The organism is Streptomyces sp. NPDC002133 (assembly GCF_040296405.1).
Taxonomy (GTDB): domain Bacteria; phylum Actinomycetota; class Actinomycetes; order Streptomycetales; family Streptomycetaceae; genus Streptomyces.
This window is the reverse complement of the sequence record NZ_JBEOXF010000024.1, coordinates 79,049-100,093: the sequence shown is the minus strand read 5'-3', so window position 1 is coordinate 100,093 and position 21,045 is coordinate 79,049. Positions and strand designations below refer to the sequence as shown.

Annotated in this window: 18 protein-coding genes and 4 pseudogenes; 12 read left to right on the top strand and 10 right to left on the bottom strand. The window is 70.4% G+C overall.

What is annotated here, in order from left to right; all coding sequences use genetic code 11:
- Positions 1–36 precede the first annotated feature (36 nt).
- Positions 37–470 (top strand): annotated as a pseudogene (locus tag ABT078_RS22835) (VOC family protein).
- Positions 471–515: 45 nt separating this feature from the next.
- Positions 516–959 carry a VOC family protein gene (locus ABT078_RS22830; protein ID WP_351230520.1) on the top strand — a complete coding sequence of 148 codons (444 nt, stop codon included), beginning with the start codon at positions 516–518 and terminating at the stop codon, positions 957–959.
- 62 nt (positions 960–1,021) lie between these two features.
- Here the strand turns inward: ABT078_RS22830 and ABT078_RS22825 are convergent, their stop codons facing one another.
- From ABT078_RS22825 to ABT078_RS22820, 3 genes and pseudogenes are all read right to left on the bottom strand, one after another.
- On the bottom strand, positions 1,022–1,297 hold the full coding sequence (locus ABT078_RS22825; RefSeq protein ID WP_351230518.1) for a hypothetical protein: 276 nt from the start codon (positions 1,295–1,297) through the stop codon (positions 1,022–1,024).
- 158 nt (positions 1,298–1,455) lie between these two features.
- Positions 1,456–1,539: pseudogene (locus tag ABT078_RS42735) on the bottom strand (glutamine synthetase); the annotation flags it as partial.
- A gap of 125 nt (positions 1,540–1,664) precedes the next feature.
- Positions 1,665–2,111 (bottom strand): SRPBCC family protein, encoded by a 447-nt coding sequence (locus ABT078_RS22820; protein ID WP_351230516.1) that lies wholly within the window; start codon positions 2,109–2,111, stop codon positions 1,665–1,667.
- A 259-nt stretch (positions 2,112–2,370) separates the two neighbouring features.
- Between ABT078_RS22820 and ABT078_RS22815 the strand changes: the two genes are divergently transcribed.
- Positions 2,371–3,870 (top strand): FAD-dependent oxidoreductase, encoded by a 1,500-nt coding sequence (locus ABT078_RS22815; protein ID WP_351230514.1) that lies wholly within the window; start codon positions 2,371–2,373, stop codon positions 3,868–3,870.
- A 517-nt stretch (positions 3,871–4,387) separates the two neighbouring features.
- On the opposite strand, the gene glnA2 is transcribed toward ABT078_RS22815, so the two are convergent.
- Entirely contained in the window at positions 4,388–5,749 is a 1,362-nt protein-coding gene (gene glnA2 / locus ABT078_RS22810; protein ID WP_351230512.1) for a gamma-glutamylpolyamine synthetase GlnA2, read from the bottom strand.
- 142 nt (positions 5,750–5,891) lie between these two features.
- Between glnA2 and ABT078_RS22805 the strand changes: the two genes are divergently transcribed.
- The 4 genes from ABT078_RS22805 (at position 5,892) to ABT078_RS22790 (ending at position 8,489) form a co-directional block, all read left to right on the top strand.
- Positions 5,892–6,293 carry a hypothetical protein gene (locus tag ABT078_RS22805; RefSeq protein ID WP_351230510.1) on the top strand — a complete coding sequence of 134 codons (402 nt, stop codon included), beginning with the start codon at positions 5,892–5,894 and terminating at the stop codon, positions 6,291–6,293.
- Positions 6,294–6,409: 116 nt separating this feature from the next.
- Complete coding sequence (locus ABT078_RS22800; RefSeq protein ID WP_351230508.1) at positions 6,410–7,054, top strand: thioredoxin-like domain-containing protein; 645 nt, start codon at positions 6,410–6,412, stop codon at positions 7,052–7,054.
- The gene (locus tag ABT078_RS22795; RefSeq protein ID WP_351230506.1) at positions 7,051–7,758 is read left to right on the top strand and encodes a DUF305 domain-containing protein; all 708 of its coding nucleotides are present in this window, start codon (positions 7,051–7,053) and stop codon (positions 7,756–7,758) included. Before ABT078_RS22800 ends, ABT078_RS22795 begins: the two co-directional genes overlap by 4 nt.
- Before the next feature lie 311 nt (positions 7,759–8,069).
- Positions 8,070–8,489 (top strand): CBS domain-containing protein, encoded by a 420-nt coding sequence (locus tag ABT078_RS22790; RefSeq protein ID WP_351230504.1) that lies wholly within the window; start codon positions 8,070–8,072, stop codon positions 8,487–8,489.
- A gap of 88 nt (positions 8,490–8,577) precedes the next feature.
- Here the strand turns inward: ABT078_RS22790 and ABT078_RS22785 are convergent.
- Together ABT078_RS22785 and ABT078_RS22780 are read right to left on the bottom strand one after the other, a co-directional pair.
- Positions 8,578–9,411 (bottom strand): annotated as a pseudogene (locus tag ABT078_RS22785) (alpha/beta fold hydrolase); the annotation flags it as partial.
- Positions 9,412–9,418: 7 nt separating this feature from the next.
- Positions 9,419–10,102: a DUF998 domain-containing protein gene (locus ABT078_RS22780; RefSeq protein ID WP_351230502.1), complete on the bottom strand. Its 684-nt coding sequence runs from the start codon at positions 10,100–10,102 to the stop codon at positions 9,419–9,421.
- A 75-nt stretch (positions 10,103–10,177) separates the two neighbouring features.
- Between ABT078_RS22780 and ABT078_RS22775 the strand changes: the two genes are divergently transcribed.
- The 3 genes from ABT078_RS22775 to ABT078_RS22765 all read left to right on the top strand — a co-directional run bounded on the left by ABT078_RS22775 (position 10,178) and on the right by ABT078_RS22765 (position 14,071).
- The gene (locus ABT078_RS22775; RefSeq protein WP_351230500.1) at positions 10,178–10,405 is read left to right on the top strand and encodes a hypothetical protein; all 228 of its coding nucleotides are present in this window, start codon (positions 10,178–10,180) and stop codon (positions 10,403–10,405) included.
- Positions 10,406–10,500: 95 nt separating this feature from the next.
- Positions 10,501–12,186, top strand: a complete 1,686-nt coding sequence (locus tag ABT078_RS22770) for a multicopper oxidase family protein (RefSeq protein ID WP_351230498.1) — start codon at positions 10,501–10,503, stop codon at positions 12,184–12,186.
- 124 nt (positions 12,187–12,310) lie between these two features.
- Positions 12,311–14,071, top strand: coding sequence for an NAD+ synthase (locus ABT078_RS22765; RefSeq protein WP_351230496.1), 1,761 nt, complete (start codon positions 12,311–12,313; stop codon positions 14,069–14,071).
- On the opposite strand, the gene ABT078_RS22760 is transcribed toward ABT078_RS22765, so the two are convergent.
- The 4 genes from ABT078_RS22760 to ABT078_RS22745 all read right to left on the bottom strand — a co-directional run bounded on the left by ABT078_RS22760 (position 14,037) and on the right by ABT078_RS22745 (position 19,113).
- On the bottom strand, positions 14,037–15,275 hold the full coding sequence (locus ABT078_RS22760) for an MFS transporter (protein ID WP_351230494.1): 1,239 nt from the start codon (positions 15,273–15,275) through the stop codon (positions 14,037–14,039). The genes ABT078_RS22765 and ABT078_RS22760 overlap by 35 nt on opposite strands.
- 150 nt (positions 15,276–15,425) lie before the next feature.
- Positions 15,426–16,448 carry an endonuclease/exonuclease/phosphatase family protein gene (locus ABT078_RS22755; RefSeq protein WP_351230492.1) on the bottom strand — a complete coding sequence of 341 codons (1,023 nt, stop codon included), beginning with the start codon at positions 16,446–16,448 and terminating at the stop codon, positions 15,426–15,428.
- Between the two features lie 198 nt (positions 16,449–16,646).
- Entirely contained in the window at positions 16,647–17,363 is a 717-nt protein-coding gene (locus ABT078_RS22750; RefSeq protein ID WP_351230490.1) for a TetR/AcrR family transcriptional regulator, read from the bottom strand.
- Between the two features lie 118 nt (positions 17,364–17,481).
- Positions 17,482–19,113, bottom strand: coding sequence for an MFS transporter (locus tag ABT078_RS22745; protein WP_351230488.1), 1,632 nt, complete (start codon positions 19,111–19,113; stop codon positions 17,482–17,484).
- Positions 19,114–19,295: 182 nt separating this feature from the next.
- Here ABT078_RS22745 and panB point away from each other — a divergent pair, with 182 nt between their 5' ends.
- Both panB and ABT078_RS22735 read left to right on the top strand, forming a co-directional pair.
- The gene (gene panB / locus ABT078_RS22740; protein WP_351230486.1) at positions 19,296–20,159 is read left to right on the top strand and encodes a 3-methyl-2-oxobutanoate hydroxymethyltransferase; all 864 of its coding nucleotides are present in this window, start codon (positions 19,296–19,298) and stop codon (positions 20,157–20,159) included.
- A gap of 219 nt (positions 20,160–20,378) precedes the next feature.
- Positions 20,379–20,798: pseudogene (locus ABT078_RS22735) on the top strand (transposase); the annotation flags it as partial.
- Between the last annotated feature and the right edge of the window lie 247 nt (positions 20,799–21,045).

The window sequence follows — 21,045 nt, the reverse complement described above, 5'->3', positions numbered from 1 at the left end:
CGAGTGACCGAGTGACCGAGTGTTCGGAGACACCCCATGGAGTGGACCCTCGAGGTGGTCACCGTCCGGTCACCGACGTCGACCGGGCCAAGGAGTTCTACGTGGACAGATGCGGTTTCACGGCCGACGTCGACGTGTCTCCCTTCGAGGGCGCCCGTTTCGTGCAGCTCACCCCGCCCGGTTCCCGCTGCTCCGTCGTCATCGAGGCCGGCCTGCCCGACTCGCCCGGCCAGCCGCGGATGGCCCCGGGCTCGCTCCAGGGCCTGCAGCTCTGTGTCACGGACATCGACGAGGCCAGGGACGAACTCGTGGACCGCGGGGTCGAGGTCAGCCCGGTCCAGCGGGTGGGGCCGTCCGGCTGGGAGGAGGGCAAGGGAAGGGAGACCTGGAATTCCTTCCTCTTCTTCAAGGACCCTGATGGCAACGGCTGGGTCGTCCAGGAGGCCCCGGTCCCACTCGCCGAACGCTGACGGCCGGCTGGTCCGGCCCCTACGAAACCACCCCGGGCGGCGCCCATGGAATGGACCATCGAAGTGATCGTCATCCCGGTCACCGACGTCGACCGGGCCAAGACGTTCTACGCCGACCAGTGCGGCTTCGCCGTCGACCACGACACCAGCATCGGCGACGGCGTACGCATCATCCAGCTGACCCCGCCGGGCTCGCCCTGCTCGATCGTGATCGGCTCGGGCATGCCGCCCGCGCCGGGGCAGACGACCATGACCCCGGGTGCGATCCAGGGACTCCAGCTCTGCGTTCCGGACATCGAATCCGCGCACGACGAACTGCTCGCCCGCGGCGTCGGAGTCAGCGCCGTCCAGCACGTCGCCCCGACGGGCTGGGCTCCGGGCAAGGGCGAGCAGTGGAACTCGTTCGTCTTCTTCCAGGACCCCGACGGCAACGGCTGGGTGGTCCAGGAGGCCCCGGCCCCGCTGGCCGACCGCCGCCACCCCGTGTGACGAACGGTGAGTCCCGGTGATCTTGGTGGTCTCGGTGGTCTCGGTGGTCTCGGTGGTCGGGACTACGGCACAGCGACAACGATGATCAGTACGTCCTCGAACCTGTCGTCGAAGTGGTGGAAGAACTCGCGGCTGCTGTAGTCGTCCTCGTCGTCATCGTCATCGTCATCGTCATCGTCTTCGTCACAGCTCTGGCGGTACTCGTACCCGCCGCGCCATCCGGAACAGTCGTCGTCGTCCCGGGTCTGGCTCGAGGCGAACGCCCCGGTTGTCGGCATCACGCCGAGCGTGAGTCCTGCGACCCCTGCGAGGAGTGCAGCAACGATCCTGTGGCGCATTCCCATGCACCTCCGAGCACTTTTTGGCCCATCGCATCTTTCAACCTATTTCTACATTCCTCCCCCCGCTGTGCGCTGTCAAAAAGAGGTCCGGGGCGACGGTCGGTGACCGTCGGCCCGAAGTGTCATGCAGGCGCAATGCCCGTGTTGACCTGCGCTTACAGCACCGGAAGGTTCTTCCGCGGCTCGAAGGCCGTGACCTCGCCGCGGTACTCCTCCCACTCCTGCTTCTTCCTTCGCAGGAGTTTGTACGCCTCTGGGCCGCCCCGAAGGATCCGGGACGAGCCCCTTCCCACCGGCGTCGGCCCCGTTGCTGCGGCCGGCTTGGACGAGCACTGATCCGCCTCGCGTGTTCCGGAAGGGTTCCTCAAGCGCTTCCGTCATGCTCGCGCACCGCGATCCGGGCAAGCTTCGTCAGCATCATGCCGTTGCGGACCGCAACAACGTAATCCACGGGGAGTCCGTGCATCCGGGTGCCGGGGCCCCGGAGGGGGTGCCAGTCGAGGGTGAAGAGGGTGTTCTCTCCCCAGGGGATCAAGTTCATGGCGATGCGAGCCGCGCCGAAGGGATCTGCCTTCGCTTCCAGTTCCAGGCGGTGTTGCGGTTCGCAGATGCGGACGACGCAGGTGTCGTCGAGGGTCAGAGGGCCGGCACCGACTCGGACTTTCAGTCGGGCGCCCACTTCCGGCCAGTGCGGGTCCGCGGCAAGTACCTGCTGGGTTCCTGTCACCCATTCCCCGTAGCGGTGGCCATTGGACAGCAGGCGCCAAACCTCGGTCGGCGAGCTCAGGATCAGTCGGCGGTTCCGGGCCACGCCGATCACGCTCCTTCTGAAGGATGGGGACAGGGGAGGCACCGCCGATCATTCTTGCGGCCGCCCAGGCGCTCGGGGTCCAGCCTCATGCGACCGCACCCCGTGCACAGTCCGACAGGTCCGGACGGGTGGGTCACCCTGTGCGCGACGAGTTGCCCCTCGTCTCCCGCAAAGCACTGCGCCAGCCGGACGGAAACGGTCCGGTGTTTCCCGCGCGGGTGGCCAGTTGCAGCGGCACGGTGTTGGTGGTGCTGTTGAAATGAAGGAGGTGGCCACGCCCGGCCCAGTGCACAACCGGTCGATACGAGTCCCTTTCCTGTTCATCTATTTCGCGCTCATATATTTCGAAACGGGAGCGGACATGGGCAACACGAACCAAACCCTTCATGCCGATGTGCTCGTGATCGGGTTCGGCAAGGGCGGGAAGACGGTGGCCACGACGATGGGTCGGCTCGGCAAGCGCGTGGTGCTGGTCGAGCGGTCGGAGAGGATGTACGGCGGCACCTGCCCGAACGTCGGCTGCGTACCGACCAAGGCACTTGTCCACCATTCCCGCAAACGTCGGCCGGAGGACGTGCCGCAGGAGTGGTACGAGCGCTCCGTCGGCGAGGTGCAGGCGCTGACCAAGCTGTTCCGCGGCGTCAGCTACGACGTGCTGAACGACATGGACACCGTCACGGTGATCACCGGCGCGGCCGCGTTCACCGACGAGCACACCGTGAGCGTCGAGACCGGCGACGGCCGCCTGACAGTCACCGCCGAGACGATCCTGATCAACACCGGGTCGGAGCCGATCGTCCTCGATATTCCCGGCCTGCGGACCAGCCAGTACACCGTGACCAGCCGCGAACTGATCGACACGACCATCCTGCCGGGACGGCTGACGATCATCGGAGGCGGCTACCTCGGCCTGGAATTCGCCTCGATCTATGGGCAGTTCGGATCCCAGGTCACCGTGCTCGAGGCAGGACCGAAGATCTTTCGCCTCGTGGATGACGACGTTGCCGCTGTCGCCGAGGGCATCCTGGTGGACGAAGGCATCGAGATCATCGTCGGTGCGAACAGCACGGAAATCCGTGACGGCGAGACCTCCGCAACCGTCGTCTACGAAAAAGACGGCCAACAACACACCCTGGAAGCCGACGCAATCCTGGCCGCCACAGGCCGCGCACCGGCCACCGGCAATCTCGCGCTGGACGCTGCCGGTGTGCGCACCACCGAGCGCGGCGCGGTCGAAGTCGACGAGCACCTGCGCACCAGCCGGCCGCACATCTTCGCCCTCGGCGATGTCAACGGCGGGCCGCAGTTCACCTACATCTCCCTCGACGACAGCCGCATCGTCCTCGACCAACTCATCGGCGAGGGCAAACGCTCCACCGCCGACCGGGTCGCCATCCCCCACACCCTCTTCATCACCCCCCCACTGGCAACCGTCGGACTCACCGAGAAGGAAGCCCGCGCGGCCGGGCACCGAGTCAAGATCGCAAGCCAGCCGGTCGCCGAGATCCTCCCCATGCCGCGTGCGTACATCGTCGAGGAGACCCGCGGAGTCATGAAGTTCGTCATCGACGCCGACACCGACGAGATCCTGGGCGCCGCCCTGCTCAGCGTCGAAGCGCAGGAACTCATCAACACCGTCGCGCTCGCCATGCGGCACGGGGTCACGGCGGCCGAACTCCGCGACACCGTCTACAACCACCCGACCTCCACCGAGGCCTTCAACGGCGTCCTCGCCACCATCGTCCGAGCCGACACGTAACAAGGCTCCGGACATGCCATCCGACCCGCAGACGGCTGTGATCGCCGAGTGGCGACGATTCGGCCGCGCCCCCGTCAGGTCGCCCCGAGCAACCGCCGCCGACGCACCTGCCGAGGTGCGCTGAACGCTCGAGTCCGGGCCGACACGCCCAGGTCCATGGTCCACAGCGAAACCCGGCCGAAAGGGTGTCCCGCTGGGTCCCCGGCATGGTCACCCGGCGTGGGCCGGGGCTGCGCAACCAGAGCTGATACGGCGCAGCGGTGGTACCGCAAACGGGCCTGTCGCAGCAGTTGCGGGTACGCCGGCAGGCCACCCAGAGCCACCGGGTCTGTTGCGACCGCATGTCCAGCAGCGTCGGCTGATCTCAGAGAGGGGCGTGGACAGCCCATCTCTCTGCGGCGCTGACTCGTCCCACGGCCCACAGACGGCCCAGGCCGGTAGGACGCCTTCGGGCCGACGGTTCGGTGACCGTCGGCCCGGCGTGGCGTCCAGCGCGAAAAGCCGCGCTGACCTGCACTTACAGCACCGGCAGGTTCTTGCGCAGCTCGAAGGCCGTGACCTCGCTGCGGTACTCCTCCCATTCCTGCTTCTTGTTGCGCAGGAAGAAGTCGAAGACGTGCTCCCCGAGCGTCTCGGCGACCAGCTCGCTCCGCTCCATCAGCGAGATCGCCTCGCCCAGGTTCTGCGGCAGCGGCTCGATGCCCATCGCACGCCGCTCGGCGTCCGACAGGGCCCAGACGTCGTCGTCGGCTCCGGCGGGGAGGTCGTACCCCTCCTCGATGCCCTTGAGGCCCGCGGCGAGCAGCACCGCGTACGTCAGGTACGGGTTCGCGCCGGAGTCGATGGAGCGAACCTCGACGCGCGAGGAGCCCGTCTTGCCCGGCTTGTACATCGGGACGCGGATCAGCGCCGAGCGGTTGTTGTGGCCCCAGCAGATGTACGAGGGGGCCTCGCCGCCCGAGCCGGCGGTCCGGGCCGAGCCGCCCCAGATGCGCTTGTAGGAGTTGACCCACTGGTTGGTGACGGCCGAGATCTCGGCGGCGTGCTTGAGCAGGCCGGCGATGAAGGAACGCCCCACCTTGGAGAGCTGGTACTCGGCGCCCGACTCGTAGAACGCGTTCCGGTCGCCCTCGAAGAGGGACAGGTGGGTGTGCATCCCGGAGCCGGGGTGCTCGGAGAAGGGCTTCGGCATGAAGGTCGCCTGGACGCCCTGCTCCAGCGCGACCTGCTTCATGACCAGGCGGAACGTCATGACGTTGTCGGCGGTCGACAGCGCGTCCGCGTACCGCAGGTCGATCTCCTGCTGGCCGGGCGCGCCCTCGTGGTGGCTGAACTCCACCGAGATGCCCATGGATTCGAGCATCGTGATGGCCTGGCGGCGGAAGTCCATCCCGACGTTCTGCGGGGTGTGGTCGAAGTACCCGGAATTGTCCGCGGGGGTGGGGCGGGAGCCGTCCAGCGGCCGGTCCTTCAGCAGGAAGAACTCGATCTCGGGGTGGGTGTAGAACGTGAAGCCCAGGTCCGAGGTCCTGGCCAGGATGCGCTTGAGCACGAAACGCGGGTCCGCGAAGGACGGGGAGCCGTCGGGCATGAGGATGTCGCAGAACATCCGGGCGGTGCCGGGGGCCTCCGCGCGCCAGGGCAGGATCTGGAAGGTGCTCGGGTCCGGCTTGGCGATCATGTCGGACTCGTAGACCCGCGCGAAGCCCTCGATCGCGGAACCGTCGAAGCCGATGCCCTCGTCGAACGCCTGCTCGAGCTCGGCCGGGGCCACCGCGACCGACTTGAGGAAGCCGAGTACGTCGGTGAACCACAGGCGCACGAACCGGATGTCGCGCTCCTCGAGCGTGCGGAGCACGAATTCCTGCTGCTTGTCCATGAGCCACATCCTTGCAGTTCAGACGGCTTGTGCACCACCGCCAGGGCGTAGGGAGGAGCTTCAGTATCACGACCCGGGGTTTCGCCCAGATTACGCACCCCGTATGACATGCGGCACGCCGCCGCCACTACCATCAGCGCCCATGGGGGGCCTGCGGCACAACCGCATCGCACACACCGGGCGTCCCACGGCGCTGGTGAGTGCCGTGGCGACGCTCCTCGCCGCGCTCTTCATCTGTACGGGCGGCCGGGCGGACACCCGTACGGGAGGGGACCTGGAGCACGCCGGCGCCCACCCGGGCGTCACGGCCGCGTCCACCGTCCCGGTCGGGGCCGAGTACACCTGTCCGTACGACCGCGGCGACTGCGGGCTCGCCACGCATCTCAGCCCGGCCGTGCTCACGGCGCCGCCGCCGGCCGGGGCCGTGGACAGCGCCGCGCCGCCGTCCTCCCCCGCTCCGCCGCTCCACGTCGGCCGGGCGTCCCGTACGGGTGCGCTCCCCCGCGCTCCGGATCTCCACGTCCTTCAGGTGCTGCGGACCTAGCGGACCGTTCCACCTCGCACCGCATCGCACCGCGCTGCATCGCACCGCATCGCATCGCGAGCGACGCAACGACGCATCGACGTATCGACACATCGCCAGAAGAAGGACGAAGACGTATGGCCGCCAAGACCAGCAGCAATGACCGCCGGGCCCGTATAGAGGAGATGCGCCGCGCCGAACAGGCCCGCGAGCGCCGCAGCCGCATCATCACCATCTCGATCAGCGCCGTCGTGGTCGCGGGGCTCGTCGGATTCGGTACGTACGTACTGAACAAGGAGTCCGAGAAGAAGGAGCAGGCGGAGGCCGCCGCCAAGGCGCCCGTCAAGGACGAGAAGTCCTGGGACGCGAAGAAGCTCGGCCGCAACCACGTCACCAAGGCGGTGACCTACCCGATGAAGCCGCCGGTCGGCGGTGACCACCACCAGGCGTGGATGAACTGCGACGGCGACGTCTACGACAAGGCGATCCCCGATGTGAACGCCGTGCACTCCCTGGAGCACGGCGCGGTGTGGGTCACCTACAACGACAAGGCCCCGGCCGGCGATGTGACGAAGCTGAAGGACAAGGTCGGCAAGACCCCGTACTCGCTGATGAGCCCGGTGAAGGACCAGGCCGGGGCGATCATGCTCAGCGCCTGGGGCAAGCAGGTCACCGTGGACAGCGCCGACGACGCGCGGGTGGACCAGTTCTTCACCAAGTACGTCCAGGGTCCGCAGACGCCGGAGCCGGGTGCCGCGTGCACAGGAGGGCTGGGCGCGTGACGCCCGAGCTGACCCGTACCCACTGGGCGTCGATCACGGCCGTCGTGCTGGCCCTGCTGTTCGCGGGCGCGGCCACGGTCGCGTCCGCGGGCGACGACGGTGGTACGAGCACGGCGGCGGCGAAGGTCCCTGCGGCGGACTCCGCGGAGGCCGGTTTCGCCCGCGACATGGCGGTCCATCACCAGCAGGCGGTGGAGATGTCCTTCATCGTCCGGGACCGTACGCAGGACGAGGAGGTGCGCCGGCTCGCGTACGACATCGCCAACACGCAGGCCAACCAGCGGGGCATGCTGCTGGGCTGGCTGGATCTCTGGGGGCTGCCGAAGGTCGAGTCGGGGACCGAGCCGATGGCGTGGATGGCGTCGTCGGACGAGGGCGGGTCCCCCGCAGGGCATGGCGGTCACGCCGGCCACGGCGGGGACGGCGGACACGAGGCGCGTGACGGTTCGCTGATGCCCGGCATGGCCACGAAGGCCGAGCTGGACCAGCTCGGCGAGGCGAACGGCAAGCAGGCCGAGATCCTCTATCTGCAGCTGATGACCGACCACCACAAGGGCGGCGTCACCATGGCGCGGGGCTGTGCCGACCTGTGCGCGGTGGAGACGGAGAAGTCCCTCGCCCAGGGCATGGTCGATGCCCAGCAGTCCGAGCTGGCGCTGATGGCCGACCTGCTGAAGCAGCGGGGCGCGGCGCCCCGCGGCTGACCCGGCTCGGCCTCCGCCCGCCCCTGACCGCCACCGCGCCCGGGGCGGGCGGACGGCCGCGCACAGCGGCAGCCCGCGGCGCCGGGATCCCGTGGCGTCCCGTCGGGCACCTCGACGGCGTCGGCGGTAACGTCGAATACGGCCTTCTCGGCGTCGGCCGGCACGAGCTGGTGGGCTCGCCGCCCCGCTGCGTACCGACGTGCACGTCGGAGAGGCTGCTCACCGCCCGTCCGGGCGACCTTCGGGCAACCACGGGTGACGTCGGGGGACAACGGTCGTCGCGTGGGCCGCACTCAGGAGGTACGAACTCCATGACCACCGCCAAGGACATCATGCATCCGGGGGCCCAGTGGATCCCCGCGCACGAGACGCTCGACCGCGCTGCGCAGCTGATGCGCCAACTGAACGTGGGCGCACTACCCATATCCGATGCCGACGAACGGCTTTGCGGCATACTCACCGACCGCGACATCGTCGTCGGCTGTGTGGCAATGGGCCATGACCCGTCGCGGATCACCGCCGGTGACATGGCCAAGGGCACCCCACGCTGGATCGACGCGGGCGCCGATGTGGACGAGGTGCTGCACGAGATGCAGGACCACCAGATCCGCCGGCTGCCCGTGATCGAGAACAAGCGGCTGGTCGGGATGATCAGCGAGGCCGATCTGGCCCAGCATCTGTCGGAGGACCAGATCGCGTCGTTCGTCGAGCAGGTGTACGCGCGGGACTGACCTGCGCCTCGGTCTGCTCCTCGACCCGCGCCGGGTCCTCTGCCAACCGATCGCGATCCCGATCCTGCTCCTGCACCTGCACCTCATCCAGCACCGCCCGGGCCACCGCGTCCGGGCGGTCCAGCATCACCAGATGGCCCGACGGCTCGACGGCCTCGAAGCGGGCGCCGCCGAGCCGCCGGGCCAGCGTGCGCTGCCGCTCGAGCCACCCCAGGGCGAACCGCCCGCCTCGCCCGTCGTATGCGGCCAGTACGGTCACCGGGATCCCGTCCGGGAGCGGGAACCGCTCGCGCAGGGCGAGCAGTTCTGCCGCGACCGCGCGGTAGTGGGTGTTCTCCAGCAGGGCTCCGTGCAGCACCCGTGAGGTGCCGTAGCAGCGGCGTACGAGCGCGGCGGGCGCCGGGTCGCCGCCGCTCGCACGGGAGAGCCGGACCACGGCACGGCGGAGCAGAGGGCCGAGCGCGGCGGGCGCGCCCACGGCGGTCAGCGCCGTGCCGGCACCGCGCGCGACGGCCGTACGCACGGCGGGGGCGGTGGGTACCCGGGCGTGCTCCTCGATGCTGGAGTCGACCAGGACGATGCCGGAGGTACGCGTCGGGTGGAGGCGCGCGAAGGCTTCGGCGTGGAAGCCGGCGATGGAGTGGCCGACGACGGTGGCGGGCCGGCCGGCGAGCCCGAGCGCGTCGAGGAGTGCGGCGATCCGGTGGGCCTCGCCCGCGGCGGACGGGGGCACGGCGGCCGGTCCGCTCAGCCCGTGGCCGGGGCGGTCGAAGCGGACGACGGTGCGGTGGGGTGCGAGCAGGGGGACGACGGGGTCCCAGTCGAACCAGCTCATGGCGAGGCCCGCGCTCAGGACGCAGACGGGGCCGCTGCCCTCAACAACGACATGGTGCGGTACGCCGCCGATGCGTACGAAACTCATCCGAGGCTCACCTTGCGCGTCTCCCCTCCCGCGCCACGGACAGCGCGAGTACCGCAAGCCACCCTGCCACGAGCAGCACCTGCGCGCGCTGTCCGGCACCGAGAGCCCAGGTGCCGCGCCCCGCCTGGAAGGCGGCGACGGCGGCCAGGGTCCAGACGGTCGCGGCGAGTTCGAGCACCACGAGGACCGGTCCGGTACGGGCGAGGGGCGGCCACCAGCAGTAGCGGCGGGCCGCGACGGTGAGCGTCACGAGTCCGGTGAGCGCTCCGGCCATGGCGAGGCTGGAGGTGACGGCGTGCGCGCTGTGGGCCGCCGGGACGAGCCCCGCGGTCTCACGTGCCGCGCACTCGGGATCCGCGGTGGGGGCGCAGCTGAGCGGCAGCCGCGAGTCGGCGGCCGTCGCCGCGCCGAACAGCAGCAGGCCGGCCCAGCCGGCGACCGACCAGGGGCGCTGCGGCAGCCGCAGCAGGGCCCAGCAGGCACCCGCGAGGACAAGCAGTCCGGCGGCCAGGTCGGTGGCGCGGAACAGTCCGCCGAGCGGCTGGTCGGCGGCGGCGAGTTCGCTGACGTACGCGTGGACGGGATCGAGCCCGGTGCCCAGGACGAGTTCGAGCACCCAGGCGGTGTACACGACGGAGCCCAGCGCGACGAGCAGGGCGACAATCCTGGGTGATCCGCACACATCGTGCATAGTGGCTCATGTTAGGTCGTGTCGGGCGCGGGTCCTTCCCGGGGAGTCATACCCGGTGGGGGTAGTGTGCCCCGTATGACGAGCGAACGGAGGGCCATGTACGGGCAGTTGTCACTGTTCCTGGCCCTGCTGTTCGAGACCGCCGCGACGGGTCTCGGGCTGGTCACCGCCCGGCCCCTCGTGCCCCGCGGATCCGCCGGGGACGGCGGTGCGGGGGCACGGTCGCGGCCGGCCCCGCCCATATCGCCGAAACCGTCACCGCGCCGGACCGTCCTCGCCATCTCGTCGGTGCCGCGCCAGTAGGAGCGCGCCCGGCCGCCCCGTCCTGCCCGGTCGGCGGTGGCGGCCGCACGCCTTTGCCCGCCTTCACCCACAGCGAGGTGCACACAGTCATGCGCATGGAGCACACCCGTCAGCCCTCTCCCACCCGTCGCGCCGTGCTCGGCGCGGGGATCGCCGCCGCGGGATCCGGGCTGCTCGCCGCTTGTTCGAGCGGCGGCACGGGCAGGCAGGGCAGCCCCGGCGCGCCCGCGGCGGTGGACACTCCCGAGGGGTTCGTCGCACCGAGCGGCACGGAGGTCGACGAGGTCCATCCGGATCCGACCGGACCGCTCCGCAAGCACACGTTCACGGCCACCCCGACCACGGTCGAGCTGGGGGCGGGACGCACCTTCAGGTCCTGGACGTACGACGGCCTGCTGCCCGGCCGCCCGGTGCGGATCACGGCGGGCGACACGCTGGCACTCAGGCTCGCCAACCATCTGCCGGAGCCGACCACGGTGCACTGGCACGGCATCGCGCTGCGCAACGACATGGACGGTGTGCCGGGCATCACGCAGCCGCCCGTGAAACCGGGCGAAACCTTCGACTACCGCTTCCTGGTGCCCCACCCGGGCACGTACTGGTTCCATCCCCACATGGGCGTGCAGATCGACCGCGGGATGTACTCGCCGCTGATCGTGGACGACCCGCGTGAGCCGCTCTCGTACGACCACGAGTGGATCGTCATGCTGGACGACTGGATCGACGGGGTCGGCGGCTCCACCCCGGACGGCGTCCTCGCCCAGCTCCGGCACGGCAAGCCCGGCATGGGCCACGGCGCAGCGCACGAGGGCCGGGCCGCGGACGGCGAAGGCGCGTCGGACCGGCCGGACGGGCCGGTGGAGGCCGGCGGCGGCGGGCTCGCGGCGGCGCGGGGACCGGCCGCGGCCGCCTCACCGTCGGCCCACCACGGGAAGGGCCCGCGGCGCTTGATGACGGGCGCCCACAGCAAGCTCCTCGGCGGCCACGCGGGCGATGTCGCCTACCCGTACTACCTCATCAACGGGCGCACGGCGGACGATCCCACCCAGTTCAGGGCCAAGCCCGGCGACCGCATCAGGCTGCGCATCATGAACGCCGGCGGCGAAACGGCCTTCCGGGTGGCGCTCGGCGGCCACGAGATGACGGTCACCCACACCGACGGCTACGCCGTGCGCCCCTACAGGACCGACGCCCTGCTCATCGGCATGGCCGAGCGGTACGACGTGCTGATCACGGCGAAGGACGGAGTATTTCCGCTCACCGCGCTCGCCGAGGGCAAGAAGGGCTCGGCCATGGCCGTCCTGCGCACGGGACGCGGGGCCGTCCCGCCGGCGTCCACGCGCCCGGCGGAGCTCGACCGGAAGGTGCTGACGTCGGCCGCCCGCCTGCGGCCCGACGACTCCACGGCCCTGACCCGGCGCAGGCCCGACCGGCTGCTCAAGATCAAGCTGACCGGCGACATGAAGACGTACGACTGGGGCATCGACCACAAGCCCTACGACCCGGAGACGCTCCACGACGTCGAGCTGGGCGAGCGGGTGCGGCTGGTGGTCATCAACGCCACGGACATGTGGCACCCCGTGCATCTGCACGGCCACACCTACGCCCTGGCCGGGATCGAGGGGCACGGCGCCCGCAAGGACACGGCGATCCTGCTGCCGCACCGCAAGCTGGTGGCCGACTTCGACGCGGACAATCCGGGCCTGTGGATGCTGCACTGCCACAACATCTACCACTCGGAGTCCGGGATGATGACGACCCTCGCGTACCGCAGCAGGTAACTCACCGCAGGAGCCCGGAAGGGCCCCGGTTCCGCCCCGCTCCCGTGCCACGGGGCCGCGGGAGTGGGGCGGCCCACATCTCCCCACCGGGACATTGCGTCAGAGAGACGATTACACTGTCCCCGTGCCTCAACTTCGCCTCGCTCTGAATCAGATCGACTCGACCGTCGGCGATCTCGCCGGCAACGCCGAGTCGGTCGTGCACTGGACCCGGCACGCCGCCGAGCAGGGAGCGCACCTCGTCGCGTTCCCCGAGATGGTCCTGACCGGCTACCCCGTGGAGGACCTGGCCCTGCGGTCGTCCTTCGTGGAGGCGTCACGTGCCGCCCTGCGCGCGCTCGCCGCGCGTCTCGCGGACGAGGGGTTCGGGGAGATCCCCGTGATCGTCGGCTATCTGGACCGTTCCGAGAAGGCCCAGCCGCGGTACGGACAGCCCGCGGGCGCCCCGCAGAACGCCGGGGCCGTGCTGCACCGCGGCCGTGTGGTGCTGACCTTCGCCAAGCACCACCTGCCCAACTACGGCGTCTTCGACGAGTTCCGCTACTTCGTGCCGGGCGACACCATGCCGGTGATCCGCGTCCACGGCGTCGACGTCGCGCTCGCCATCTGCGAGGACCTCTGGCAGGACGGCGGCCGCGTCCCGGCCGCCCGGTCCGCCGAGGCAGGGCTGCTGATCTCGATCAACGCCTCGCCGTACGAGCAGAACAAGGACGACACTCGCCTGGAGCTGGTCCGCAAGCGCGCCCAGGAGGCCGGCTGCACTACGGCCTACCTGGCGATGATCGGCGGCCAGGACGAGCTCGTCTTCGACGGCGACTCGATCGTCGTCGGCCACGACGGCGAAGTCATCGCGCGCGCCCCGCAGTTCGCCGAGGGCAGCGTGATCCTCGACCTCGACCTGCCCGCGGCCTCTCCCGAGCCCCCGACGGGCGTCGTGGACGACGGCCTCGCGATCGAGCGGGTCGTCATCTCCGAGGAGCCGCTCCCGGCGTACGAGCCGGAGCTGACGGGCGGTTACGCCGAGCGCCTCGACGACGACGAGGAGGTGTACTCCGCGCTGGTCGTCGGCCTGCGCGCCTACGCCGCCAAGAACGGCTTCCGGTCCGTCCTGATCGGCCTGTCCGGAGGCATCGACTCCTCGCTCGTCGCCGCGATCGCCTGCGACGCGCTCGGCGCGGAGAACGTGTACGGCATCTCCATGCCGTCCAAGTACTCCTCGGACCACTCCAGGGGTGACGCCGCCGAGCTGGCCCGCCGCACGGGCCTCAACTTCCGGACGGTGACGATCGAGCCGATGTTCGACGCGTACATGTCCTCGCTGGGCCTCACCGGTCTCGCCGAGGAGAACCTCCAGTCGCGGCTGCGCGGCACGATGCTCATGGCGGTCTCCAACCAGGAGGGCCAGATCGTGCTCGCGCCGGGCAACAAGTCCGAGCTGGCGGTGGGCTACTCGACGCTGTACGGCGACTCGGTCGGCGCGTACGGCCCGATCAAGGACGTCTACAAGACGTCGATCTTCCGGCTGGCGAAGTGGCGCAACCGGGCGGCCGAGGAGCGCGGCCAGACCCCGCCGATCCCCGAGAACTCCATCGTCAAGCCGCCGTCCGCCGAACTGCGCCCCGGCCAGCTCGACTCGGACTCCCTCCCGGACTACGACGTGCTGGACCGGATCCTGGAGCTGTACGTCGACCGCGACCAGGGCAAGGACGCGATCGTGGCGGCCGGTTACGACGAGGAGCTGGTCGCGAGGACCCTGCGGCTCGTGGACACGGCCGAGTACAAGCGGCGCCAGTACCCGCCGGGCACGAAGATCTCGGCGAAGGGCTTCGGCAAGGACCGGCGCCTGCCGATCACGAACCGCTGGCGGGAGACGACGACGCACTGACCTGCCGGCCGGCCGGACCGCCTGCGAGGGGGTTTCCCGCGACGACGCGGGAGGCCCCCTTCGCCGTACGGTCCAGCAGGCCGGCCGTCACCGCGATCGCGAGACCGACGACGGCGAGGACCGCGCCGACGAGGGACGGCGACATCCAGCCCCAGCCGGCCGCGATGGCGGCGCCGCCGAGCCAGGCGCCGCCCGCGTTGGCGAGGTTGAAGGCGGAGTGGTTGGAGGCGGAGGCCAGAGTGGGGGCGTCCTGGGCCTTGCGCATGACCAGCATCTGCAGAGGAGTGGTGGTCATGAAGCCGACCGCGCCGAGGACGACCACCGTGACGAGCGCCGCCCACGGGATGTGCGCGGTGAACCGGAAGGCGACCAGGACCAGGGCGAGGGCGGTGAGCGACCCGTAGAGGGTGGGGCGCAACGCCCGGTCGGTCAGGGGTCCGGCGGCGAGTGCGCCGAGCGTCATCCCGATGCCGAAGAGGGCGAGGACGACCGTGACGGAGGACTCGCCGAGACCCATCACCTCGGTCGTCATCGACGCGAGGTAGGAGTAGACGGCGAAGACGCCCGCGAAGCCGAACACCGCGGTGAGCAGTCCGAGCACCACCTGCCGGTTGCCGAGCGCACGCAGCTCGCGGCCGAGGCTCTGGTGGGCGTCGACGGGTACGTACGGCACGAGCCGGGCGAGTGCGGCCATCGCGACCAGACCGATCGCCGTGACGACGAGGAACGTGGCGCGCCAGCCGAGGTGCTGGCCGAGGAGGGTGGCGGCGGGCACGCCGACGATGTTCGCGACGGTGAGGCCGAGGAACATCCTGGCCACCGCCCGCGCCTGCCGCCCCTCCGCGACGAGCCGCGCGGCGACGACCGCGCCGACCCCGAAGAACGCGCCGTGCGGCAGTCCGGCGAGGACGCGGCTCGCGAGGAGCGTCCCGAAGCCCGGGGCGAGCGCGGAGACGAGGTTGCCGACCGTGAACAGCGCCATCAGGAGCAGCAGCATCCGCTTGCGCGGGACGCGCGAGCCGAAGGCGGTGAGCAGCGGGGCGCCGATGACGACGCCGATCGCGTACGCGGCGACGAGGTACCCGGCAGTGGGGACGGAGGTGCCGAGATCGTCGGCGACATTGGGGAGCAGGCCCATCATCACGAATTCGGTGGTGCCGATGCCGAAGGCGGAGACAGCGAGCGCGAGCAGCGCCAGGGGCATGAAGAGAGCCTTTCCGGATTAGTTTTCCTACGGAACAAAGGCTCTCAGATGGATTGTTCCCGGGCGTGAACGGGGGGTTGCGAAGGGATTTTCTCGCGACCCCGCCCCTTCCCGCGGTGCCGATGCGCGGGAAGGGGCGGGTGGGAACGGTCAGAGCCTGACGCGCGCCGCGATCGGGAGGTGGTCGCTGGAGGTGGGCGGAAGGGTCCATGAGGAGACCGGTTCGACGCCCTTCACCATGATCTGGTCGATCCGGGCCATCGGGAACGACGCCGGCCAGCTGAACCCGAAGCCGTCCCCCGCCGCGCCCTGCGTGGACCGCATCTGGGAGGTGACGGCGTTCAGTGAGCGGTCGTTCATGGTGCCGTTGAGGTCGCCGAGCAGGATCACCCTGCCCACCGTGTCACGCGCGATCGCCTCCCCCAGCGCGTCCGCGCTCTCGTCGCGCTGGCTCGCGGTGAAGCCGGCCTCCAGCTTCACCCGCACCGACGGCAGATGGGCCACGTACACCGCGACCTCACCCCCCGGCGCAGACACGGTCGACCGCATCGCCCGCTTCCAGCCCAGCCGGATGTCGACGTCCCGCGTGTCGCTCATCGGGTACTTGCTCCACAGCCCGATCGTCCCCTGCACGGAGTGGTGGGGGTACGCCGACGCCAGCGCCTTCTCGTACACCGGGACCGCGTCCGCCGTCAGCTCCTCCAGCGCCACGATGTCCGCACCGGACTCCACCACCTGGCGCGCGGTGCCCTCCGGGTCGGTGTTGTCGGCGTTCACGTTGTGCGTCGCGACCATGAGGTCTCCCCCGTCGTCGGCCTTGTCCGTCAGCAGTCCGCCGAAGAGATTCAGCCACACCACCATCGGCACCAGCACCGCGATGAGCGCCGTCGCGGACCGCCGCAGCAGCGCGCACACCAGAAGCAGCGGAACGAAGACGCCCAGCCAGGGCAGAAACGTCTCCGTGAGGCTGCCCAGGTTGCCGATCCGGTTCGGGATCTGCGCATGGAAGATCATCACCAGCGCGAGGACCACGGCGCAGATCGCGAGCAGGATGCCGCGCCGCCAGATCCCCCTGTCGCCCCGCCGGTGGTCGAGCCACGCCCGGAAGCGGGACCTGGGGCGGGAGTCCTTCCCGCCGTCGTGCCCCGTCTCGGTCATGTATGCCTGACGCATCCCGTTGTCCTCACTGCCTTGCTGACTTGCCGCCTTGCCTGTGTACCGCCCGGCCCGCACGTCGGTGCCCGCCCGTCCTGACCCTAGGCGATGACCGTCGGCTTGCTGCCGTACGGTCACGAGGACGGCCCGGCGGCGCGGCGGGTTCCGATCAGTGGCGGCAGTCCGGCGGCTGTGACAGAACGCGCATATTGCACGTCACGGGACGGTCGGCACCGGCGGACGCAGCCCCTCCAGTGCCGCCGACACGATGCGTTCCGCCAGGTCGTCGGCGAGCGGGGCGTCGGGACGCATCACGGCGCGCACGAGCATGGGACCGACGATGAGGTCGTTGACGAGGTCGATGTCGACGTCGCCGCGGATCTCCCCGTCCGCGATCCCGCGCCGCAGAATCTCCAGGACGGTCACGCGCCGGGGATCGATGACCGTCGCGACGTATGCGGCCCACAGCTTGGGGTGACTCTTCATCTGCGCCACCACGTTGTGCAGAAGCGCCGAGGAGCGCTGCGCGAGACCGCGCACGCGCACGGACTCCAGCATCACGACCAGGTCGTCGCGGGCGGAGGTGCCGGGCAGTTCGGGGTCCGGGGGCTCGATGTCGCGCAGGACCTCGACGAAGAGCTCCTCCTTGTCGCTCCAGCGCCGGTAGATGGTGGCCTTGCCGACCCCCGCGGTGCGGGCGATGCGCTCGATGGAGATCTCGCCGAGCGGCACGCCCTCCTCGAGGAGGGTCACCACGGCGGCGCGGATCGCCCGTTCGGCCGCCTCGCTCCGGGGGCGGCCACGGCGGGACGCCCCTCCGCCGGGGCGCCCGGACCCTCCGGCGGATACGCCCTCGCCCGTTCTCTCGTACGTTCCCTCGCCCGTTCCCTCGGCGACACCCGCGCCGCCGGCCGTCCCGACCTCGCCTCGCACCCGCCCTCGCCTCCGCTCTTCCGTCCCGTACCGGCGCCCCGGACCGAGGGGCCCACCCGCGGGCTCACCCGCGGGCTCACCCGACGGTCGCTCACCCCCGGGCTCACCCGACGGTCGCTCACCCCCGGGCCGCTCCCGCCTCCGACCGTTCCACCGCCTCCCCCGGGACGTGCGGCGGCATGTCCGGCTCCGGACGGACACGCCCCGGAAGGTACCGTGCCACGACCAGGGCCCCTACGACCGTCACGGTCGCCGCCGCCAGTGCCGCGAGGTGCATGGCGCCGATGAAGGCGTGGTACGCGGGCCCGATCAGGACCTCTGCGGACGGCCCGAGCTTCTCCACGACACTCAGCGTCGCCTCGAGCGACTCCCCCGCCGTGCCCTTGGCCTCGGCCGGCACGGCCGCCGTCGCCTCGAGGGCCGGCTCGATCGCGGTCCGGTACGTCGCGGACAGGATCGAGCCGAGCACCGCCACTCCCAGCGCGCCGCCGATCTGCCGGAAGGTGTTGTTGATCGCAGAGGCCACGCCCGCCTTCTCCCGTGGCAGCGCCTGCATCACCGTGGTCGTGACCGGTGACATCACGTGCCCCATTCCGGCGCCCTGGACGAAGAAGGCGATCTCGATCGCCCACAACGGCGTCGAGGCGTCGAAGACGGCGAACGAGGCGAGCCCCGTGGCGATCATCAGCATTCCGGCCGTACAGGTCGCCTTGGCGCCGAACCGGGCGACGGTGAGCCGGGCGCGCGGCGCGAACGCCGACTGGGCCACCGCGAGCGGCAGGACCAGCAGCCCGGCCTCCAGCGGACTGTGCCCGCGCACGGTCTGCAGATAGAAGACGGAGAAGAAGGCCACGCCCATCATCGACAGGAAGGCGAGCGCGGTCGCGGTGATCGCGGCGGAGAACGCGGGGTTCCTGAAGTACGAGAAGTCGAGCGCCGGATGGTCGATGCGCAACTCGTACAGCACGAACGCCGTCAGCACGGCCAGCCCGCCGAGCAGGGGCAGCAGCACACCCCGGTCGGTGAGGGAGGCGAGTTCGCCACCGCGGATGATCCCGTACACGAGCAGGACGAGTCCGACGATGGACAGCAGCACGCCGACCGGGTCGATCCGGCCGGGGCCCGGGTCCCGGGAGTCGGGGATCAGCAGCAGCATCGCGGCGAAGCCGACGATCACCACGGGGACGTTGACCAGGAAGATCGAGCCCCACCAGAAGTGTTCGAGCAGCAGCCCGCCGGTGAGCGGGCCCAGCGCGATGGCGATGCCCACGGCACCCGCCCAGATGCCGATGGCCTTGGGCTGCTCGTCCCGTTCGAACACATTCATCAGGACGGCGAGCGTGGCCGGCATGACGAACGCGGCGCCGACGCCCATCACCGCGCGGTACGCGATGAGTTCGGCGGCCGAGCCGGAGAACGCGGCGAGTGCCGAGCCGATGCCGAAGACGACCATGCCGGCGAGCAGCGCCTTCTTGCGCCCCGTGCGGTCACCGAGCAGCCCGGCCGTGAAGAGCAGTGCGGCGAAGACGAGCGTGTAGGAGTTGATGGCCCATTCCAGCTCGGCCTGGGTGGCGCCGATGCCGACGGGTGCGGGGGTGGCGATGGTCTTGACCGCGACGTTCAGGACCGAGTGGTCCAGGACCATGATGAGGACGGTGAACATGAGGACGCCGAGGATGGCCCAGCGGCGTCGGTGCACGGCTTCCGGTACACGGGGCGGGGCGGGGGGCGCCCCCGGTGGTGTGGGCATGGTCCCAGTACTTCCCGGAATTTCGATACGAGACCGTTCCGTATAGAAAGATGACCGGGATGGCTCAAACACTGCGGGGGTGTGAACGGCACCACTTCACGTGACGGGCGGGGGGATGCCACCATGGATCCGGTCCGGGGACGCCGTGAGGGCGCCTCGAGATGACGAAGGAGCCGTTCACCATGACGCTTCAGGCTGCCCAGACGCAGCCCGCCGACAGCAGCAAGGCGCTGTACGGCGGCAAGGGCACTCGCCGCATCACCGTCCACGACGTCACCGCCGCCAAGGAGCGGGGCGAGAAGTGGCCCATGCTCACCGCGTACGACGCCATGACGGCGTCCGTGTTCGACGAGGCCGGTATCCCGGTCATGCTCGTCGGCGACTCGATGGGCAACTGCCATCTCGGTTACGACACCACCGTGCCCGTCACGATGGACGAGATGACCCTGCTGTCCGCCGCCGTCGTACGGGGCACGAAGCGTGCCCTGATCGTCGGCGACCTCCCCTTCGGCTCGTACCAGGAGGGCCCGGTCCAGGCGCTGCGCTCGGCCACCCGGCTGGTCAAGGAGGCAGGGGTCGGTGCCGTCAAGCTGGAGGGCGGGGAGCGCTCCCTGCCGCAGACCGAACTGCTGGTCCAGGCCGGCATCCCCGTCATGTCCCATCTGGGCCTGACCCCGCAGTCCGTCAACACGATGGGGTACCGGGTCCAGGGCCGCAGCGACGAGGCCGCGCACCGGCTGCTCCGCGACGCCAAGGCGGCGCAGGAGGCGGGCGCGTTCGCCGTCGTGCTGGAGCTCGTACCGGCCGAGCTGGCCGGCGAGGTCACCCGCTCGCTCCACATCCCGACCATCGGCATCGGCGCCGGTCCCGACACGGACGCACAGGTCCTCGTCTGGACCGACATGGCCGGGCTGACGGGCGGGAAGGTGCCGCGCTTCACCAAGCAGTACGCGAACCTCCGTCAGACCCTCGGCGACGCGGCGAAGGCCTTCGCGGACGACGTCGTCGTCGGGGCGTTCCCCGCCGAGGAGCACACCTTCCACTGACGGCACCACACGCCGGACGGCACCGCAACGCGCCGGACACGGCACCACGCACCACCGCCCTAGCCACTCCTGGCACCAACGACAGCCCGCCGATCCTCCCCCGTCGGCGGGCTGTCGGCGTGCGGGAGTTGCCTGCGGCAGCCGGGTGACCGGGCTTCGGCGGCCACGCCAAGCTGTGACTTTGATCGGTGGTTGGCGGCTCTGGTCGAGTGGGTCACGATGCTCATCGTCACCCGCGAGGGTGACCGCCGCTGCACGCTCCCACCGCACAAGCGGGCCCCGGTCGCGCTGGCGTACCTGCGCAAGCACGACACCCTCGCGCAGACCGCCGCCGGCTTCGGCGTCTCGGCGGGCACCGCCCATGCCGACACCCGGGCGGTCGTCGATCTCCTTGCCTCGCGGGCTCCGGGCCTGCTCAAGGTGCTGCGGGAGAACGATCCGGACTTCATCCTGCTGGACGGCACCGTCGCCGAGTGCGACCGCGTCGGCGACAGCCGCGCCGACCACTCTGCCAAACACCGCCGACACGGCGTGAACGTCCAGGTCGTCACGGACACGAACGGGCACGTGCTGTGGATCTCACCAGCCCTGCCCGGCCGGGCCCACGACCTGACCGCGGCCCGCACCCACCGGATCATCAGACGGATCAGCACGGAACGTTCGGGCCTGTGGATAACGTCCTCCGCGACTCAGCCAACGGTCAACCGGGCACTGGCCATCGTCGAGGACCCAGTCCGCGAAGCGAAGACGTCGGGCCCGGTAGTCGATAGGTACCGGCAGTCGGGAGATGTGCCGGCCCACCGACAACGTCACACAAGCCCAGGTAGGCGCCGCGTCCACCGCGTATCGGTGCGGTTGTCCACAGGCTGTCGGGCGCTTGTCGGTG